General features: G+C 67.6%; 15 protein-coding genes. 5 read left to right on the top strand and 10 right to left on the bottom strand.

Features of this window, described 5'->3' with window-relative positions:
• Positions 1 to 106: 106 nt before the first annotated feature.
• On the top strand, positions 107 to 655 hold the full coding sequence (locus FBY21_RS01620) for a thioesterase family protein (protein ID WP_044400321.1): 549 nt from the start codon (positions 107 to 109) through the stop codon (positions 653 to 655).
• A 58-nt stretch (positions 656 to 713) separates the two neighbouring features.
• Here the strand turns inward: FBY21_RS01620 and FBY21_RS01615 are convergent, their stop codons facing one another.
• Positions 714 to 1340: a TetR/AcrR family transcriptional regulator gene (locus tag FBY21_RS01615; protein WP_160158548.1), complete on the bottom strand. Its 627-nt coding sequence runs from the start codon at positions 1338 to 1340 to the stop codon at positions 714 to 716.
• Positions 1341 to 1806: 466 nt separating this feature from the next.
• Here FBY21_RS01615 and FBY21_RS01610 point away from each other — a divergent pair, with 466 nt between their 5' ends.
• The 3 genes from FBY21_RS01610 to FBY21_RS01600 all read left to right on the top strand — a co-directional run bounded on the left by FBY21_RS01610 (position 1807) and on the right by FBY21_RS01600 (position 5553).
• Positions 1807 to 3429, top strand: a complete 1623-nt coding sequence (locus tag FBY21_RS01610; protein WP_142008144.1) for a methyl-accepting chemotaxis protein — start codon at positions 1807 to 1809, stop codon at positions 3427 to 3429.
• 313 nt (positions 3430 to 3742) lie between these two features.
• Complete coding sequence (locus FBY21_RS30040) at positions 3743 to 5047, top strand: methyl-accepting chemotaxis protein (protein WP_409563784.1); 1305 nt, start codon at positions 3743 to 3745, stop codon at positions 5045 to 5047.
• Positions 5048 to 5124: 77 nt separating this feature from the next.
• Positions 5125 to 5553, top strand: a complete 429-nt coding sequence (locus FBY21_RS01600; RefSeq protein ID WP_142016199.1) for a thiol-disulfide oxidoreductase DCC family protein — start codon at positions 5125 to 5127, stop codon at positions 5551 to 5553.
• Between the two features lie 261 nt (positions 5554 to 5814).
• On the opposite strand, the gene FBY21_RS01595 is transcribed toward FBY21_RS01600, so the two are convergent.
• From FBY21_RS01595 to FBY21_RS01585, 3 genes are read right to left on the bottom strand one after another with little or no spacing between them, the layout of a single operon-like run.
• On the bottom strand, positions 5815 to 6690 hold the full coding sequence (locus tag FBY21_RS01595; RefSeq protein WP_142008140.1) for a hypothetical protein: 876 nt from the start codon (positions 6688 to 6690) through the stop codon (positions 5815 to 5817).
• 30 nt (positions 6691 to 6720) lie between these two features.
• A complete protein-coding gene (locus FBY21_RS01590; RefSeq protein WP_142008138.1) occupies positions 6721 to 7995 on the bottom strand; it encodes a sensor histidine kinase in 1275 nt (424 codons plus the stop codon).
• A gap of 32 nt (positions 7996 to 8027) precedes the next feature.
• Positions 8028 to 9683, bottom strand: coding sequence for a phosphoethanolamine transferase (locus tag FBY21_RS01585; RefSeq protein ID WP_142008135.1), 1656 nt, complete (start codon positions 9681 to 9683; stop codon positions 8028 to 8030).
• A gap of 229 nt (positions 9684 to 9912) precedes the next feature.
• Here FBY21_RS01585 and FBY21_RS01580 point away from each other — a divergent pair, with 229 nt between their 5' ends.
• Positions 9913 to 10683 carry a hypothetical protein gene (locus FBY21_RS01580; RefSeq protein WP_142008133.1) on the top strand — a complete coding sequence of 257 codons (771 nt, stop codon included), beginning with the start codon at positions 9913 to 9915 and terminating at the stop codon, positions 10681 to 10683.
• Between the two features lie 110 nt (positions 10684 to 10793).
• Here the strand turns inward: FBY21_RS01580 and FBY21_RS01575 are convergent, their stop codons facing one another.
• From FBY21_RS01575 to FBY21_RS01550, 6 genes are all read right to left on the bottom strand, one after another.
• Positions 10794 to 11525 carry a proteasome-type protease gene (locus FBY21_RS01575; RefSeq protein WP_044400296.1) on the bottom strand — a complete coding sequence of 244 codons (732 nt, stop codon included), beginning with the start codon at positions 11523 to 11525 and terminating at the stop codon, positions 10794 to 10796.
• Between the two features lie 126 nt (positions 11526 to 11651).
• Positions 11652 to 12455 (bottom strand): transglutaminase N-terminal domain-containing protein, encoded by an 804-nt coding sequence (locus FBY21_RS01570; protein ID WP_044400293.1) that lies wholly within the window; start codon positions 12453 to 12455, stop codon positions 11652 to 11654.
• The gene (locus FBY21_RS01565; RefSeq protein ID WP_044400290.1) at positions 12452 to 13402 is read right to left on the bottom strand and encodes an alpha-E domain-containing protein; all 951 of its coding nucleotides are present in this window, start codon (positions 13400 to 13402) and stop codon (positions 12452 to 12454) included. Before FBY21_RS01565 ends, FBY21_RS01570 begins: the two co-directional genes overlap by 4 nt.
• Before the next feature lie 2 nt (positions 13403 to 13404).
• Entirely contained in the window at positions 13405 to 14814 is a 1410-nt protein-coding gene (locus tag FBY21_RS01560) for a circularly permuted type 2 ATP-grasp protein (protein ID WP_044400287.1), read from the bottom strand.
• 318 nt (positions 14815 to 15132) lie between these two features.
• Entirely contained in the window at positions 15133 to 15849 is a 717-nt protein-coding gene (locus FBY21_RS01555) for a type 1 glutamine amidotransferase (RefSeq protein ID WP_142008131.1), read from the bottom strand.
• A gap of 58 nt (positions 15850 to 15907) precedes the next feature.
• Entirely contained in the window at positions 15908 to 16783 is an 876-nt protein-coding gene (locus tag FBY21_RS01550; RefSeq protein ID WP_142008129.1) for a DMT family transporter, read from the bottom strand.
• Positions 16784 to 16788: the final 5 nt, after the last annotated feature.

Genomic DNA, 16788 nt, shown 5'->3' with positions numbered 1-16788 from the left:
GCGGCGCTCTTGCAGATTTCGCATGGAATATGTCATTTGCGCACCTGTCCGAACAGGGGGCATGGCTCTAGATTGCGCGGGTCTTCCCCAATCGGTCCGACCTGCCATGAATCTCTGGTTCCGCCTGCTCCTGATGCTCCTCCGCCGCCCCTGGCGCAAAGCCGTCCACGGCCTCGACACCACCGTCATCCGCATGCGGGTCTGGCCGCTGGACCTGGACTTCAACCGTCACGTCAACAACGGCCGCTACTTCACTCTCGCCGACGTCGGGCGCATGGACTTCGTGCTGCGCAGCGGCGCCTTCCGGGTCGCCCTGCGCCACCGTGCGCTGCCGGTGGTGGGCGACATCTGGGGCAAGTTCCGCCGCGAGCTGCGGCTGTTCGAAGCCTTCGAGGTCCACACCCGCCTGCTGGGCTGGGACGAGAAGTGGACCTTCATGGAGCACCGCTTCGTCAAGGACGGCCGGGTGCTGGGCGTGGTGATCATGCGCGGCCTGTTCCGCAGCCCCAAGGGGCCGGTCGCCCCCGGTGAGTTCGTGCAGGAGCTGGGCGTTTCCGCTGAGTCCCCCACCCTGCCCGACTGGCTGGCGGACTGGTCCACCAGTTGCGATGGCCTCAGCCAGGGCCTGCGCCAGGAGGAAGGGCGGGAGGGCTAAGGCTCAACCCCGCGCCATGCAGCATGGCGAGGCGCTCCCCCGCCTCGCCGCCCCCCGCTCAGCCGCGCGGCACCAGCAGAGGCGCGAGCACCCGCTCGGCCAGGGTCCGCAGGTAGTCGTCGCTGATGGCGCCCTGGCTGAGGAAGTGGCGGATGTAGAGCGGCCCCACCAGCATCTCCACCACCACTTCCGGGTCGACCTCCCCATGCAGTTCGCCCCGCGCCACGGCACGTTCGAAGACGGCCCGGTGGGCGGCGGCGCGCTTGCTCCAGTACAGCCGGATCAACGCGCGGTTGGCGCCTTCCCCGCTCAGGCTGAAGGCCTGGCCCACCAGGGTGGCTCCGAGGGGATCGCAGAGGAAGGCGCGGGTGCCCTGCAACAGCAGGCTCACGTCCCCCATCAGCGAGCCGCTGTCGGGCACCGGCACCAACTGGTCCACGTAGCGATTGGCGGTGAAGGCGATCAGTTCGTTCACGTCCGGCCAGCGCCGGTACACCGAGGCCACGTGAACGCCGGCGCGCTTGGCTACGCGGGGAATGGAAAAAGCGATGGCGCCGTGCTCACGCAGCTCGTCCCGCGCGGCGGCCACGACATGCTCCAGCACACGGGCACTGCGCCCGCCGGTGCGAATGCGCTTGGGAGGCGCACCAGGGGGCTCCTCGACATGGGGAGGGGGTTCTTTCATCGGGTGGTCCATTCGGTCTTCTCTGGGCAGCGGATGAAGGGTGGTCCGGGGCGGAGCGGATTTCAAACAGCGAGCCCTGCCTTGTCCCTGGCTTTTTCGGGCGCGCAGGCGGGCACCCCTCCCCGCAGGGCCAGGCACCATGCTGGCGGGACCTCGCCCAAACACTGCCTTGGGTCAAGGAAAGGCGAAGTAGCGTCAGGAAATGTCAGTAAAACAATGTGAGATATGTCGCACAAATTAAGGCGAATTCATATGCTTTACGCACAAGACCAACACCCCTAGGCGCTCTGTGAAGAGTTGTCAGACGCTCGGGCACCGCTACCCCGCCGCACAGACGGCAGCACAGGAACCTGTGCAGAAGGAGCCGCCGCTTCACTGAAATCCGTTCCGTCCGCAGGGCAGGCCGAAGGGGGCCAGAACGTGTCGCTCGACACACCACCACCTTTGCATGACCTGGGGAAACACCATGTGGATTAGACAAATACGGATCGGCCTTCGCTCGGCACTCGCCTTCTCGACGCTGGGGCTGTTGCTGGTGCTGCTGGGGCTGATCGCGCTGTACCAGATGAACCAGATGGATGACATGAGCGCCGAGGTCGACACCAACTGGCTGCCCTCGATCATGGCGGTCAACGACTTGAGTGCCGCCAGCTCCCGCATCCGCGCCATGACCTTGCGCTACGCCGTCGTCCAGGGCGACTTCCGCGACTCCACCCTGGCCAGCCTGAGAAAGGCCGAGAGTGCCCAGGCGGATGCCGAACGCCGCTACGAGCCGATGATTTCCTCCGCCGAGGAACGCCGCCTGTATGACGCCTACAAGGTCGCGCGTGACCGCTACATGGAACAGTCGCGCCTGACCGTCTCCCTGACCCAGGCCGGCAGCAGCGACGAGGCGCGCCATACCGTGGAGCAAAAGCTTGGGGACTACGCCGAAGAGCTGGCCAATGCCCTTGGTGAACTGGCCCGCATCAACAGCGAAGGAGCCAAGCGTGCCTCCGCGAAAAGCGACGCCACCTTCGACAATGCCGTGACCCTGGTGATCGTGGTGATCGCCATTGCCGTGGTGCTGACCATCCTGCTGGCGGTGATCTTCACCCGCAGCATCATCCTCCCGCTGGCCCAGGCCGTGGACGTGGCGCGCGTGGTCGCCTCCGGCAACCTGACCCACCGCATCGAGGCCCAGGGCCAGGACGAGCCGGCCCACCTGCTGCGCTCCCTGCAAGAGATGCAGACCAGCCTGCGCAGCACCATCCAGCACATCGCCGACTCCTCCAGCCAACTCGCCTCGGCCTCGGAAGAACTGCACGCGGTGACCGAGGACTCGACCCGAGGCCTGCACCAGCAGAACACCGAGATCGAGCAGGCCGCCACCGCCGTCAACGAGATGACCACCGCTGTGGAAGAGGTGGCGCGCAACGCTGTCAGCACCTCGGAAGCCTCCAAGCAGGCCGACCACACCGCCCGCAGCGGCCGTGAGCAGGTGGGCCAGGCCGTCAACTCCATCGCCCAGCTCGCCGGGGACGTGGCCAACACGTCCAGCAAGGTGGAAGAACTGGCCGACAACGTCCGCGACATCAGCCAGGTGCTGGCGGTGATCCGCTCCATTGCCGAGCAGACCAACCTGCTGGCGCTCAACGCCGCCATCGAGGCCGCCCGCGCCGGCGAGCAGGGTCGCGGCTTCGCCGTGGTGGCCGACGAAGTGCGGGCCCTGGCCCACCGCACCCAGCAATCGACCCAGGAAATCGAGCAGATGATCAACACCATCCAGCAGGGCACCAGCCAGGCGGTCACCTCGATGCAGTCCAGCCGCGAGCGGGTCGACTTCACCCTGGAAGTGGCCCGCGCCGCCGGTGCCGCCCTGGACGAGATCGCCCTGGCCATCTCCTCCATCAACGAGCGCAACCTGGTGATCGCCAGCGCCTCCGAGGAGCAGGCCCACGTGGCACGGGAAGTGGACCGCAACCTGGTGAACATCCGCGACCTCTCGCTGCAGACCTCCGCCGGCGCCGACCAGACCAGCGCCGCCAGCCAGGAGCTGTCGCGCCTGGCCATCGACCTCAACGGCGTGGTGCAACGCTTCCAGCTCTGAAGCCGCAACAAGGGGGGCGTGCAGCCCCCCGACAACCACCGGTCGGAAATTCAAGCCACCAATTTAATGGCGCCGGAAAAACGCCACCCAAGAGCTATACAAAGAGCAAGCCTGTACAACCCTGATGCAGGCCGCCCTCCCTCGCCGAGCGTGCCCGTCAATCCAGCCCCATCATTTGATCGGGGCCCAACTGACGGTTTCAGTGATGACCGACACGAGCCATTGAAGGCCCAGCAGGACGTTCTCGCTGAGGAAAAGTGACATGACGTCGTCTAGTTTTTCTCGGCGTATGCAACGCCAAGGAGAAGACAGCATGTGGCTCAACCGCAAGAAGGAACCCACTGAAGGCTTGGTCACAGAAGCGCTTGAGCTCGCTTCGATCCGCAGAGCCATGGCCATGATCGAATTCACCCCCGACGGCATCATCCTGGACGCAACGCCGGCCTTCCTCGATGTGGTCGGCTACCGTCTCGACGAGGTGGTCGGGCAGCACCACCGCATGTTCTGCGCCCGCGAATTCGCCCATAGCAGCGCCTACCAGCAGTTCTGGGAGCGCCTGCGCAAGGGCGAGCGCTTCAGCGACCGCTTCGCCCGGCTGACGCGCGACGGACGCGAAGTGTGGCTGGAAGCCACCTACATGCCGATCCAGGACGCCTTCGGGCGCACCCTCAAGGTGCTGAAGATCGCCACTGATATCACTGCCCAGATCGAGGCGGAGCATCGCCACGAGAGCTACATCAACGCCATCGGCCGCTCCATGGCGGTGATCGAATTCAACCTCGCCGGCGAGGTGGTATCCGCCAACCGCAACTTCCTCGAACTCATGGGCTACCGGCTGGAGGACATCCTCGGCAAGCACCACCGCATGTTCTGCGTCGACGAAGACACCCGGGGTGATGAGTACCGGCAGTTCTGGGCCCGCCTCAACCAGGGTGAATTCCTCTCCGACCGCTATCGCCGGGTCACCCGTGACGGCCGCGTGGTCTGGTTACGCGCCACCTACAACCCGCTGTACGACGCCAACGGGCGCCTCTACGGCGTGGTCAAGTTCGCCAGCGATATCACCGCCCAGGTGGAACGCCGCAACGCCGAGGCCGCCGCCGCCCAGCTGGCCCACGACATCGCCATGGAGACCGACGTCACCGCCACCCAGGGCACCCAGACCGTGGCCCGCACCGTCGACGTGGTAACCGAGATCGCCACCAACCTGGGGACGGTCGCCGACCAGATCGAGGGGCTGAACAAGCAGTCCGAGCAGATCACCAGCATCGTCCAGGTCATTCGCGGCATCGCCGACCAGACCAACCTGCTGGCCCTCAACGCCGCCATCGAAGCCGCCCGCGCCGGTGAGCAGGGCCGTGGCTTCGCCGTGGTGGCCGACGAGGTGCGCCAGCTCGCCTCCCGCACCAGCCAGGCCACGGTGGAGATCAACAGCGTGGTGCAGCAGAACCAGAACCTGGCCCGCAGCGCGGTGAGCAGCATGAGCACCACCCAGGACCGCGCCCGGGAAGGGGTTCAGCTCGCCAACCAGGCCGGCGAAGTGATCCGCGAGATCCGCAGCGAGTCCCACCGGGTGGTGGATGCCGTCGCGCAGTTCTCGGTGACCTTCACCGACTGAGCCGCACGCGCCGGTCGGTGCTTGCCATGGCCAGTGCACGGGTGCAGAGTCGCGATCGCCCCAGGAGCGACACCATGATGAATACACCCGACCTGCCGCTGACCCTCTACATCGACCTCGCCTGCCCGCTCTGCGCCCGCGAGGCCCATTGGCTGGCGCGCCACGCCGACCCGGCACGGCTGCGCCTGGTGGACATCAGCGCCGTCGACTTCGACGAACAGCGAGCTGGCCGCAGCCGCCAGGAGCTGGGAGATCGCCTGCACGCCCGCAGCGCCTCGGGGCAGTGGTACACGGGCGTCGATGCCACGCTCTGGAGCTGGCGTGCCGCCGGCCTGTACCGCTGGGCCGCACCGCTGGCCTGGCGGCCCCTGCGGCCGCTGTTCAAGTTCGGCTACAGCCTGTTCCGCCGCCTCCGTCCGCACCTCGCCTGGCTGCCGCACCCGGATGGCAGCCGGCGCTGTGCCGGCCAGTGCGAGCTGCCCCCGAGCCCCCACGACAAGCCCTGAAGCCAGCTAGCTGCCCCCCTTCTGCAGGGGCTGCTGGGCAGCACGACAGCAGTGAACCGCGCAAAAAAAGAGCCGCCAGTAGGTGGCGGCTCGAAGCATGTCCGGTTGTCCCGTGTGGCACCGGACACGGGGTGGAACAGCGATCAGGAGAGGAGCCGGAGGCCCAGGAGAGGGAGGTCGCCTTTTCCGCATCCTTGGGGCCAAGACTAGGGCCCGCAATGTCAAAACGATGTCACACCTGCGTGAAGAATTCGTCGGCCACTACTTTTTTTCAGCAGAGCCCTCGTGGCGCAGTTCCAGAACCCGATTGCGACCCTGCTCGGCCAGCAGGTAGCGGCCGGGTGCGACTTCCACCAGGGTCTGCGCCGAGCGCAGGTGATCCAGCACCACGTGCGGTTCATTCTTGCGGTCCCAGAGCAGCAGGCGCGCCTGGTGGGTGGCGTCTTCGCTGACCCACAGCCCCTCGCCGTTGCACAGCAGGTAGCCCGGCTGGCGCAGCTGGTCGAGCACCACCGGGTCGCTCGCCTGCTCCAGGCGCAGGGCATGGACGATGCCTTTCTGCTTTTCGGAGTAGTACACCTGCCCATCCGGGCACACCGCCACGCCCTCACCCTCTTCCAGGCCATCGCGCAGGGTGCTCACCTCGCCGGTGGTGGGCGCGTAGCGCAGCAGCCGCCCGTCGCCCTTGCGATCCTCGATGGCATAGAGGTGGTGACCGTCGGTGGCCAGGCCTTCCACGTTGATGGCCGTGAACAACACGTGAACCACACCGTCGGCCAGCCACAATACCGGGTGCTCGCCCTCCTCCTGGCTGAAGGCGATCCCGCCGCGGTACTGCACCATGCCGTCGGGCTTCGACAACCCTTCCTCCAGCTCCAGGCTGGTACCGCCGGAGAGGCTGCGCAGGAGACGTCCCTGCCCGTTTCCCAGCTCCTCGCTGAGGTAGGCGCCACCTGCGCCATCGGGTAGCAGGGCGCTCACCTTCTCCAGCTCCGAGAGGCTGACGCGGAAGGTCCAGCCCTCGGCAGCCGTGACCGGGTAGAAATGCCGCCAGGCCGGAATGCACAGGCCAACCAGCAGCACCAGCGCCACGCCCGCGAACAGCGCGCGTCCGTAGCGGCTCCAGGATTCGGCCATGGCCATGGGCCTCCTTGTCGGTTGCCGGGATCAGCCCTCGAGGCTGACCGTGAAACAGCTCCCTCGCCGAGGTTCTGAACGGACGTCAACCCGCCACCCCTGCTGCTCGCAAATGCGCCGCACCAGGGACAGCCCCAGGCCGAGCCCCTCACCCCGCGCCCGCTCGCCCCGCACGAAGCTCTGGAAGATGCGCTCCTGCTCGGACTCGGCGATGCCTTCCCCGGTGTCCTCCACGCGAAACCCGGACGCCACCAGCACCAGGCGCACGCGGCCCTTCTCGGTGTAGTGCAGGGCGTTGCGCAACAGGTTGGACATCACTGTCCTTAGCAGGGGCGCCTCGTAGCGTCCAGCCGGCAGCCCCTCCTCCACCACCTCGAAGGCCAGGCCCTTGGCGGAGAACTGCACAGCCCATTGCCGTGCCTGCTCGGCCGCCAGGGCATCCAGCGCCACGCTCTCGCCGGTGCGGCAACCGTCCTCGCGGTTGCGCGCCAGGCGCAGGAAGGTCTGCACCAGGTCGTTCATCTCGCCGCTGGCCCGTGCAATGCGGGCCACCTGGCCACGCTCGGCACGGCTCAGGTGCTCGGTGGCCTGCAGCAGTTCGCAGGAGGTGATGATGATCATCAGGCCGGTGCGCAGCTCATGGCTCACGTCACTGGTGAACAGGCGCTCGCGCTCCAGGGTCTCGCGCAGTTGCCCAAGGGTCTCGTCGAAGGCCGCTGCCAACCGCCCCACCTCGTCGTCGGGGTAGTCCGGCGCCAGGCGCGGTGCCAACGGTAACAGCAGGTCGCGGTGACGCACCTGCCGGGCCAGGCGCCGCACCGGCGACATCACCCGTCGCGCCAGCAGCCGGCCGAGGCCCCAGGCGCCCAGCACGCTCAGGGCGAACCCGGCGGCCACCACGGCGAAGAGCATGTGCTCGCGAGCCTCGAACTCGTGCTGCTCCTCCACCAGCATGTCCACATGGTCGGCGTGGGCACGCTTGAACACGTAGTAGGCCTCGTCACCGGCCACCCATTCGGAGAAGCCTTCCGGCAGGTCGACGAAGCGCGCCGGCAGGCTGCCGTGCCCGTCCTCGGAGGTGTAGAAGCGGGTGCTGGCATCGATGCGCGCCGCCTGGTCATAGCTGACCTCACGGCGCATGGCGAAATCCAGCTCGCGGCTCATTTCCTCGGAGACCAGGTTCTCTTCGAGGCAGTGCACGATGCCGACGATACCCAGGGAGAACAGGCCGCTGACGAGCAGCGTCATCACCACGAAGGCCAGGACGATGCGCCGCTCCAGCGGCTGCTTGCTGGGGGTCGGCATGGCTCAGCCGGCCCGCGCGCGAAGTGCCACGATCACGAGCCTGTGCCCGCCAACGTCGAGCCGGCCTGGCGGACCCGGCAGCCGGCGAACAGGTCCAGCCCGTCGTTGTAGGCCGTGGTCTGCAGTTGCAGCAGGCCGAGCAGGGAATGGAACAGGTTGTCCTGGCTCAGCGGCTTCTCGCGGTCCTTGGCCAGGCAGCCGGTGTCCAGGCCGAAGTCCTGGGTGTAGCTGTCGGAGAACCAGGCCAGCAACGGCACATGCTTCTGCTGGTCCGGTGCCAGCACATAGGGCGTGCCGTGGAGGAACAGGTTGTACTCGCCCAGGGACTCGCCGTGGTCGGAGAGGTAGATCATCGCGGTGTCGAGGCGATCCTGGTTGCGGCGCAGGATATCGATCAGGCTCGCCAGCACGTGGTCGGTGTAGACCAGTGTGTTGTCGTAGGCATTGACGATGCTCTCCTGGCTGCAGTCGTTCAGCGCGTTGCTGCGGCAGACCGGGGTGAAGGTCTCGAACCCCTGCGGGTAGCGCTTGTAGTACTCCGGCCCATGGCTGCCGGCCTGGTGCAGCACCAGCACGGTGTCGCCCTTGAGCTGGTCGATGTAGGCCTGCAGGTCGCGCAGCAGGATCTCGTCGCGGCACTCGCCGTCGCGGCACAGGTCAGGGTCCTGGCGGTGGCTCAGGTCCACCTGGTCGACGCGGTCGCAGGCGCCCTTGCAGCCGGACTGGTTGTCCCACCAGCTCACCGTCAGGCCGGCGCGCTTGAGCACGTCCAGCAGGCCTTCCTGGGTGCGTGCCTGGGTGGCGTCATAGCCTGCCCGCCCGAGGTTGGAGAACATGCAGGGCACCGACACGGCAGTCTCGGTCCCGCAGGAGTGCACATTGGTGAAGCCCAGCAGACCGCTTTCGGCACGCAGCTTCGGCGTGGTGTCACGGGCGTAGCCCAGCACCCCGAAGTTGTCGGCCCGGGCGCTCTCGCCCACCACCAGCACGGTGAGGGACTTGCGCTTGTGCCCCACCCAGGCCGAAGACTTGCGGGCATCGGTGGCGATGCTGCGCAGCGGCTCCTGGGCGGTGGCCAGCTGCTCGCGCACGTAGCCGAAGGACGCATTCAGGTAGTTGCTCGGCACCACCAGCAGGCGCAACTCGTGGTGGTTGCGGAACAGCGAGGCCAGGCCCTGGTAATTGACCAGCGCCACCCCGCCCAGCACCGCCACCGACCCCACCGCCAGCACCACCTTGCCCACCAGCTCGCGGCGCAGCGAGCGGTGCCGCACCGGCACCTTCCACAGCAGCCAGCTGGGCAGCACGCCCAGCAGCAGGATATGCAGCAGCAGGCTCAGGGACATCAGCCCGTGCACTTCCTTGATGTCGGTCTCGGCCACGTTGCGCAGCATGTTGGCGTCGATCATCACGCCGTACTGGCCCATGAAATAGGCGACCCCCGAGCTGACCATGAACAGCACGATCAGCACCGGTTTGAATACCCAGCGGAACGACAGCAATGCCAGCACGAAGCTGAACACGGCCAGCACCATGATCCCGAAGGCGACCCGCAGGCCGATGCCACCGGCACCCGCCGGAACGATGCTGGAGAGGTGGGACCAGAGGGGGTAGTTGTACAGCGCCAGCAGCAGCACGCTCGCCAGCAGGGCCAGGCTTTCGGGGCGGAAGGAGAGGTTCTTGAACATCGGTAGGCTCACGCAGCGAAGGGATCGTCCCTGTCGATTCGCCAGCGAGAGTAGAAAGCGCGATATCAAAAGTTCGTGAATTAAACCTTGGCAAATTGTCGAGGACGCCCTGCCAGCCAGCGCCCTTCACGCTTTTTTCAGGATTGCTTGACCCGCGCTTGACGCAATGACCCGCAGCATCGCCTCGCACCCTGCCATTCGCAGGCCCCTTCGCGAGGACACCACGCCGATGAACAAGCTTCCCCAGATCACCCTGGCCTTCTGGGTGATGAAGATCTGCGCCACCACACTCGGCGAAACCGCCGGCGACCTGCTGTCGATGACGCTGGACGTCGGCTACGCCATCAGTTCGATGATCCTCATCAGCCTGTTCCTCGTCTCACTGGTCACCCAGCTCCGCGCCCGCACCTACAACCCGGCCCTGTACTGGACGGTGATCCTCACCACCAGCACCGCCGGCACCACCATGTCCGACTTCATGGACCGCACCCTCGGCCTCGGCTATGCCACCGGCTCGGCGATCCTCATCTCGCTGTTGATCGGCGTCCTGGCAGTGTGGCGGTTCAGCGAGAAATCCCTGTCGGTGGACCACATCGACAGCCGTCGCGGCGAGCTTTTCTACTGGATCGCCATCCTCGTCTCCAACACCCTCGGCACCGCCCTGGGCGATTACCTGGCAGACGACTCCGGCCTCGGCTTCGCCGGTGGTGCCCTGCTGATCGGCAGCCTGATCGCCGCCGTGGCGCTGGCCTACTACTTCACCCGCCTGTCCCATGTGCTGCTGTTCTGGCTGGCCTTCGTCCTCACCCGCCCGTTCGGCGCCACCCTCGGCGACGTCCTCACCAAACCCCACGCCAAGGGCGGCCTGGACTTCGGCACGGTCGGCTCCTCGGCGATCCTCGCCGGGGTGCTGGTGGTGCTGGTGGTCATCGCCATCCGCGCGCAACGGCAGCAGCCCCTGCTACAGGCGATCCCCATGCAGGACAGCCCGCCCCGTTGAGGGCGGTCGCCCACTCGCAACAAGGCGTGCCGCTGACTGGCGACACGCCATCTGCAAGCAGCCGCTCCGCTCGCGCAAGGCTCACCCCAGGGTGGGCCTTGTGTCGTTCATCAGACGTTGTAGTCCGCCGGCGGCGGTGGCAGTTGGCTGAGGAGTTCGTGCAGGCCGGCGGCCCAGTCGCGGCGGATGCCCTGGTAGTACTCGTCGTCTTCGGTGACGCGGTAGCCCACCGGGTGGATGAGGCTGTCGGTGTGGTAGACCAAGAGGTCCAGCGGCATGCCGACGGAGAGGTTGCTTCGGATGGTGGAGTCGAACGACACCAGGGCGCAGCGCAGGGCCTCTTCCAGGCCGGTGCGGTAGGTGAGGTTGCGGTCGAGGATGGGCTTGCCGTACTTGCTCTCGCCCAGTTGCAGGAAGGGGGTGTCCTCGGTGGCCTGAATGAAGTTGCCCTGGGGGTAGATGCTGTACAGCGCCGGCGGCTGGCCGGCGATCTGCCCGCCGACGAGGAAGGAGCAGGTCAGGTCGGTGTTGCCCGCCAGCGGTGCGCCGTCCCGGGCCACCACCTCGCGGATGGTCTCGGCGACCAGGGCAGTGGCGTCGTACAGGGTCGGCACGCTGTCGAGGTTCACCAGGGTGCTGCCCAGGCGCTGCTTGAGCAGGTTGACCACCGACTGCGAGGTGGCCAGGTTGCCGGCGCTCTGCAGCACAATCAGCCGCTCGCCCGGCACGCCGAAGGTGAACAGCTTGCGGAAGGTGGCGATGTGGTCGATGCCCGCGTTGGTGCGGGAATCGGAGACGAACACCAGGCCATCGGCGAGGTGCATGGCGACGCAGTAGGTCATGTCAGGCTCCTGTTGTTGTAGGCGCCCCGCCCTGCCCGCGTGCGGGCGGCATTCCCGGCTGGTGGCCTGCCGGGTGGCAGGCGGGCAGTCAAAAGCCGGGGTGCGGCGGAGCGTCGGGGGACCGCGTTACTGCTGTTCCTGGACCATCAGCAGCGGCGGCGGGTCGAGGTCGACCCGCGCGTGCATCTGCTCCCCGCCGCCCCGGCGCATCCCGCGCACGGGGCAGGCGTCGAGGTAGTCCAGCCCCACCGCCAGCTTCAGGTGGCGTTCGGGGCGGGACAGCCGGTTGGTGACGTCGAAGCTGTACCAGGCCCCCTCCAGCCAGGCCTCCGCCCAGGCATGGCTGACCAGTTGGCTGTCACCGTCGCGGTACAGGTAGCCGGAGACGAAGCGGGCCGGCACGCCGAGGGTGCGGGCGCAGGCGAGGAAGGCGTGGGTGTGGTCCTGGCAGACGCCGGCACGCCCGGCGAAGGCTTCGGCAGCGGTGCTGTCGACAGCGGTGACGCCGGCCTTGTAGGGCATGTGTTCGTGCAGGGCCTCCATCAGGGTGATGAGCCCGTCGCGCCCGGTGTTGGCCGGGCAGCGCTGGTGGGCGAAGGCACGCAGGGCCTCGTCCGCTGCAGTCAGCCGGGTGCTGCGCAGGAACGGCAGCGCGGACTGGGGATCGTGCTCGGCTTCGCGGCTCTCGTCGATCTCCACCTGGCCACGGGCACCGATGACGATGGCCTCATGGGGCTCGTCCAGGGTCAGCACGTGGAGGATGTTGCCGTACGGGTCCAGCTGCGCGCGCACCGGGCGCGGCAGGTCCAGCTCCCAGCTCAGCACGTGCTGTCGCTCGCTGTCGTGGGGGGTCAGGCGCAGGTACTGGATGCTCGCGCGAACCTGGTCGTCGTAGCGATAGGTGGTTTCGTGGCGGATGGACAGTTTCATACGGCCTCCAGGTAGGAACTGTGGATGGCTCTGGCCAGCTGGCGAACCAGCAGGATGAAGTCGGTGAGCCAGCCGTGCAGGCCCTCACCGAGGATTTCGTCGATGCTCGTGTAGCGCAGGCGGGCGTCCAGCTCGGCGGCGAGCCGCTGGGCCGGGCGGCCGTTCTCGCCGGGCAGCCCGGAGAGGATCAGGTTCAGCTCCTCCATGCAGGCCCGCAGCGAGCGCGGCACGTCGGGGCGCAGCAGCAGCAGCTCGGAGACCTGGCGGGTGCCCGGGGAGCCCCGGTAGACCTCGTTGTAGGCCTCGAAGGAGGACAGCGCCCGCAGCAGCGCACTCCACTGGTAGTAGCCACGGGCGGAGGTGTCGCTGACCTGCTCGGCGTCCTCGCCGAGCATTTCGTAGCGGGCATCGAGCAGGCGCAGGGTGTTGTCGGCCCGTTCGATGAAGGTGCCCAGGCGAATGAAGCGGTAGGCGTCGTGACGCATGATGGTGCCGAAGGTGGCCCCCCGGAACAGGTGGGAACGCTCCTTCACCCAGTCGCAGAAACGCTTGATGCCGTAGCGGCCGAGGCCTTCGGCGGCGATGCCGCGCATCTCCAGCCAGGTGGCGTTGATGTTCTCCCACATGTCGGCGGTGATGCGCCCGCGCACGGCGTGGGCGTTGGTCCGCGCGGCACGCAGGCAGCTGTAGATGCTGGCCGGGTTGTCGGCGTCGAGGGCGAAGAAGTGCAGCATGCGCTCGGCGTGCAGCTGCCCGTGGCGGGTCAGGTAGGCGTCCAGCGTGCCGGTGATCAGCAGCGGCATGGCCAGTTCTTCCAGCCCGTCGCCGCGGCCATCCTGGGGCATCAGCGACAGCGAGTAGCTGACGTCCAGCATGCGGGCGAGGTTCTCGGCGCGCTCCAGGTAGCGCGACATCCAGTACAGGTCGGAGGCGGTACGGCTCAGCACGGTCAGTCCTCCACGATCCAGGTGTCCTTGGTACCACCGCCCTGTGACGAGTTGACGACCAGGGAGCCCTCGCGCAGCGCCACCCGGGTCAGCCCGCCGGGCACCAGCCGGGTTTCACGGCCGGAGAGCACGAAGGGGCGCAGGTCGATGTGGCGCGGGGCGATGCCCTTCTCGACGAAGGTCGGGCAGGTGGACAGGCACAGGGTGGGCTGGGCGATGTAGGCGTCGGGACGGGCCTTGAGGCGCTCGCGGAAGGCCTCGATCTCGGCCGCCGTGGCGGCCGGCCCGACGAGCATGCCGTAGCCGCCGGAGCCCTGGGTTTCCTTGACCACCAGTTCGGGCAGGTGGGCGAGGACGTGGGACAGTTCCTCCGGCTTGCGGCATTGCCAGGTGGGCACGTTGCGCAGGATGGGCTCCTCGTCGAGGTAGAAGCGGATCATGTCGCCGACATAGGGGTACACCGACTTGTCGTCGGCGACGCCGGTGCCGATGGCGTTGGCCAGCACCACGTTGCCCGAACGGTACGCCGCCAGCAGGCCGGGCACGCCGAGCATGGACTCGGGGTTGAAGGCCAGGGGATCGAGGAAGGCGTCGTCCAGGCGGCGGTAGATCACGTCTACCGGCTGCGGGCCGGAGGTGGTGCGCATGAACACGCGGTCGTCACGCACGAACAGGTCGGCGCCTTCCACCAGTTCGACGCCCATCTCGCGCGCCAGGAAGGCGTGCTCGAAGTAGGCACTGTTGAAGCGGCCGGGGGTCAGCACCACCACGCTGGGGTTGTCCAGCGGGCTGGAGCTCTTGAGCGTTTCCAGCAGCAGGTTCGGGTAGTGGTCGATGGGGGCGACGCGCTGGGCGGCGAACAGCTCGGGGAACAGCCGCATCATCATCTTGCGGTCTTCGAGCATGTAGCTGACGCCGCTGGGGGTGCGCAGGTTGTCCTCCAGCACGTAGTAGGTGCCGTCGCCGTCGCGCACCAGGTCGACCCCGGCGATGTGGGCGTAGATGTCGCGGTGCAGGTCCAGGCCCTGCATGGCGATCTGGTAGCCCTCGTTGGCCAGCACCTGCTCGGCGGGGATGATCCCGGCCTTGATGATGCGCTGCTCGTGGTAGAGGTCGGCGAGGAACAGGTTCAGCGCCTTGACGCGCTGGATGCAGCCCCGCTCGACCACACGCCATTCGCTCATGGGGATGGCGCGGGGGATGGTGTCGAAGGGAATCAGGCGCTCGGTGCCCTGCTCGTCCCCGTAGAGGGTGAAGGTGATACCGGCCCGGTGGAACAGCAGGTCGGCTTCGCGCCGCCGCTGGGCAAGCAGTTCTTCGGGGGTTTCGGCCAACCAGCGGGCGAACTCCCGGTAATGCGGACGGCAATTGCCGCTCGCGTCGTACATCTCGTCATAAAAGGTGCGGGCCATGCCGGACTCCTTGTCGCTACCGACCACCGAGCCGTCGCAAGCGCCGTGCCAGCGACGAAAATCCTTCCCGATCAAGCAGTTGCAACCAGGCCGAAAATTCCCTGCACCACAGCGGTGCAGCCCTGGGAGCGGATCGGGACGCCGCGCCCCGTTTGGCGGCGGCTTGAAGCTAGGACGGTGGAGATCGCCGCTGCGTTCCGTCTTTTTGCGCGGCAGGAAGGAGTCTAGGCCACGCCCGCCGGGCTGCCCGGGGAGAGGACGGAAGGTGGCTGCGCCACCCTGTCGCAGGGAGCGGGGCGGCGAGCCGCCCCGTGGGCATCAGGCGCGTTCGGGGAAGGCCAGGTCGAGCCAGTGGCGGTAGAAGCCCTCGGCCACCTGGTTCAGCTCGGCGACGCGCCGGGGCAGGTCATCCAGCATCACCTGGCGGGGTTGCTGGCTGGGCTGGGTCTCGTCCAGCAGGTGGGCCCAGTCGGTGAGCCAGAGGCGTACCAGCTCCTCGGTCATCTCCGGGTGCCCCTGCAGGGCGAGGATCTTGTCCCCCCAGGAGAAACCCTGGTTGGGGCACCAGGGGCTGTCGAACAGCCAGCGCGCGCCTTCGGGCAGGTCGAAGGTGTCGCTGTGCCACTGGTAGACCGGGAACTCCGCCGGCAGGTGCGCCGTCCAGGGGCTGCCTTGGGCATCGGCGCGTTGCTCCAGCGGCTGCCAGCCGATCTCGGTGTAGGGCATGCGGTGCACGTCGGCCCCCAGGGCACGGGCCAGCAACTGGCCGCCCAGGCAGTGGCCGATGATGGGGATGTCGCGGGCGATGAAATGGCGCAAGGCGGCCAGCTCGGTGTCGATCCAGGGCAGCGGGTCGTTGACGCTCATCGGGCCGCCCATCACCGCGACGGCCCGGGGCCGATCGAGGTCGATGCCGTCCAGCTCGCCATGGTCGGCACGCAGGACGCTGTAGGCGATGCCTTCGCGCTCCAGCACGGTGGCCAGGTGGCCGGGGGAACAGAAATCAGCGTGGGTGAGGATCAGGATATCGGTCATGGGATTGCCTCCGTCGGCGGAGTCTGAGGCAAAGCCCCCGGCTCGGTCGAGGGGACGCTCAGGCCCTCCTCGGCCCGGCACCCAGGGCGATGGCAACCAGCACCAGCGTCATGCCCAGCAGGCGGCCGGCCTCCAGCCCTTCTCCCAGCAGGCTGATACCGACCATGGCCGCTCCAACAGGCATCAACCCGGTGAAGAGGCCGGCGATGCCTGCCGCCACCTCGCGCACGCCGCGATACCAGAGCAGGAAGGACAGCACGCTGGCACTGAGCGCGTAGAACACCAGCCACGCCCAGGTGGTGGCGGATACGGCGGGAAGATCCAGGGCCAGTGCCTCGGGCACGGCGAGAGGCAGGAACAGCGCAAGACCGGCGAGGTTGACCCCGAAGGCCATGGCCCAGGGGTGCAGGGAAAGCGACAGCCGACGGGAATAGATGGCGAAGATCGCCTCGGCGAACACGGCCCCCAGCACCAGCAGGTTGCCCAAGAGGGACCCCAGCCCCTGCTGTCGGCCGTCCGGCAGGTTCAGTACGCCGATGCCGCCTGCGGCCAGGGCGATGGCCAGCGCCACCCGCCTGCCAATGGGCTCGCGCAGCCACAGCCAGCCCAGCAGCGCAACGGCACAGGGCGTGGCGCTGGTGATGATCCCGGCACTGGTGGCGCTGGTGTGCTGCACGCCGTAGAGCATCAGGAGGCTGAACAGGAAACAGCCGAAGAACGCCTGGAGGAACAGGCCCCGCGCCGCGCGCCGGTCCAGCCCCTGGCGCACCCGGTGCAGCCCCATGCCCGGCAGCAACACGAGGGTGGCGATGAGAAAGCGCAGACCGGCGAACAGGAACACCGGGACCTCGGCCAGCACCAGCTTGCCGATGGCGATGTTGCTCCCCACCAGGAGCATGGAGCAGGACAGGCAGAGGTAGGCGAACCAGGGCATCGTGG

Origin of the sequence: Pseudomonas sp. SLBN-26 (assembly GCF_006715895.1) — a bacterium.
Lineage (GTDB): Bacteria > Pseudomonadota > Gammaproteobacteria > Pseudomonadales > Pseudomonadaceae > Metapseudomonas > Metapseudomonas otitidis.
This window is presented reverse-complemented; position numbering and strand designations above follow the sequence as displayed.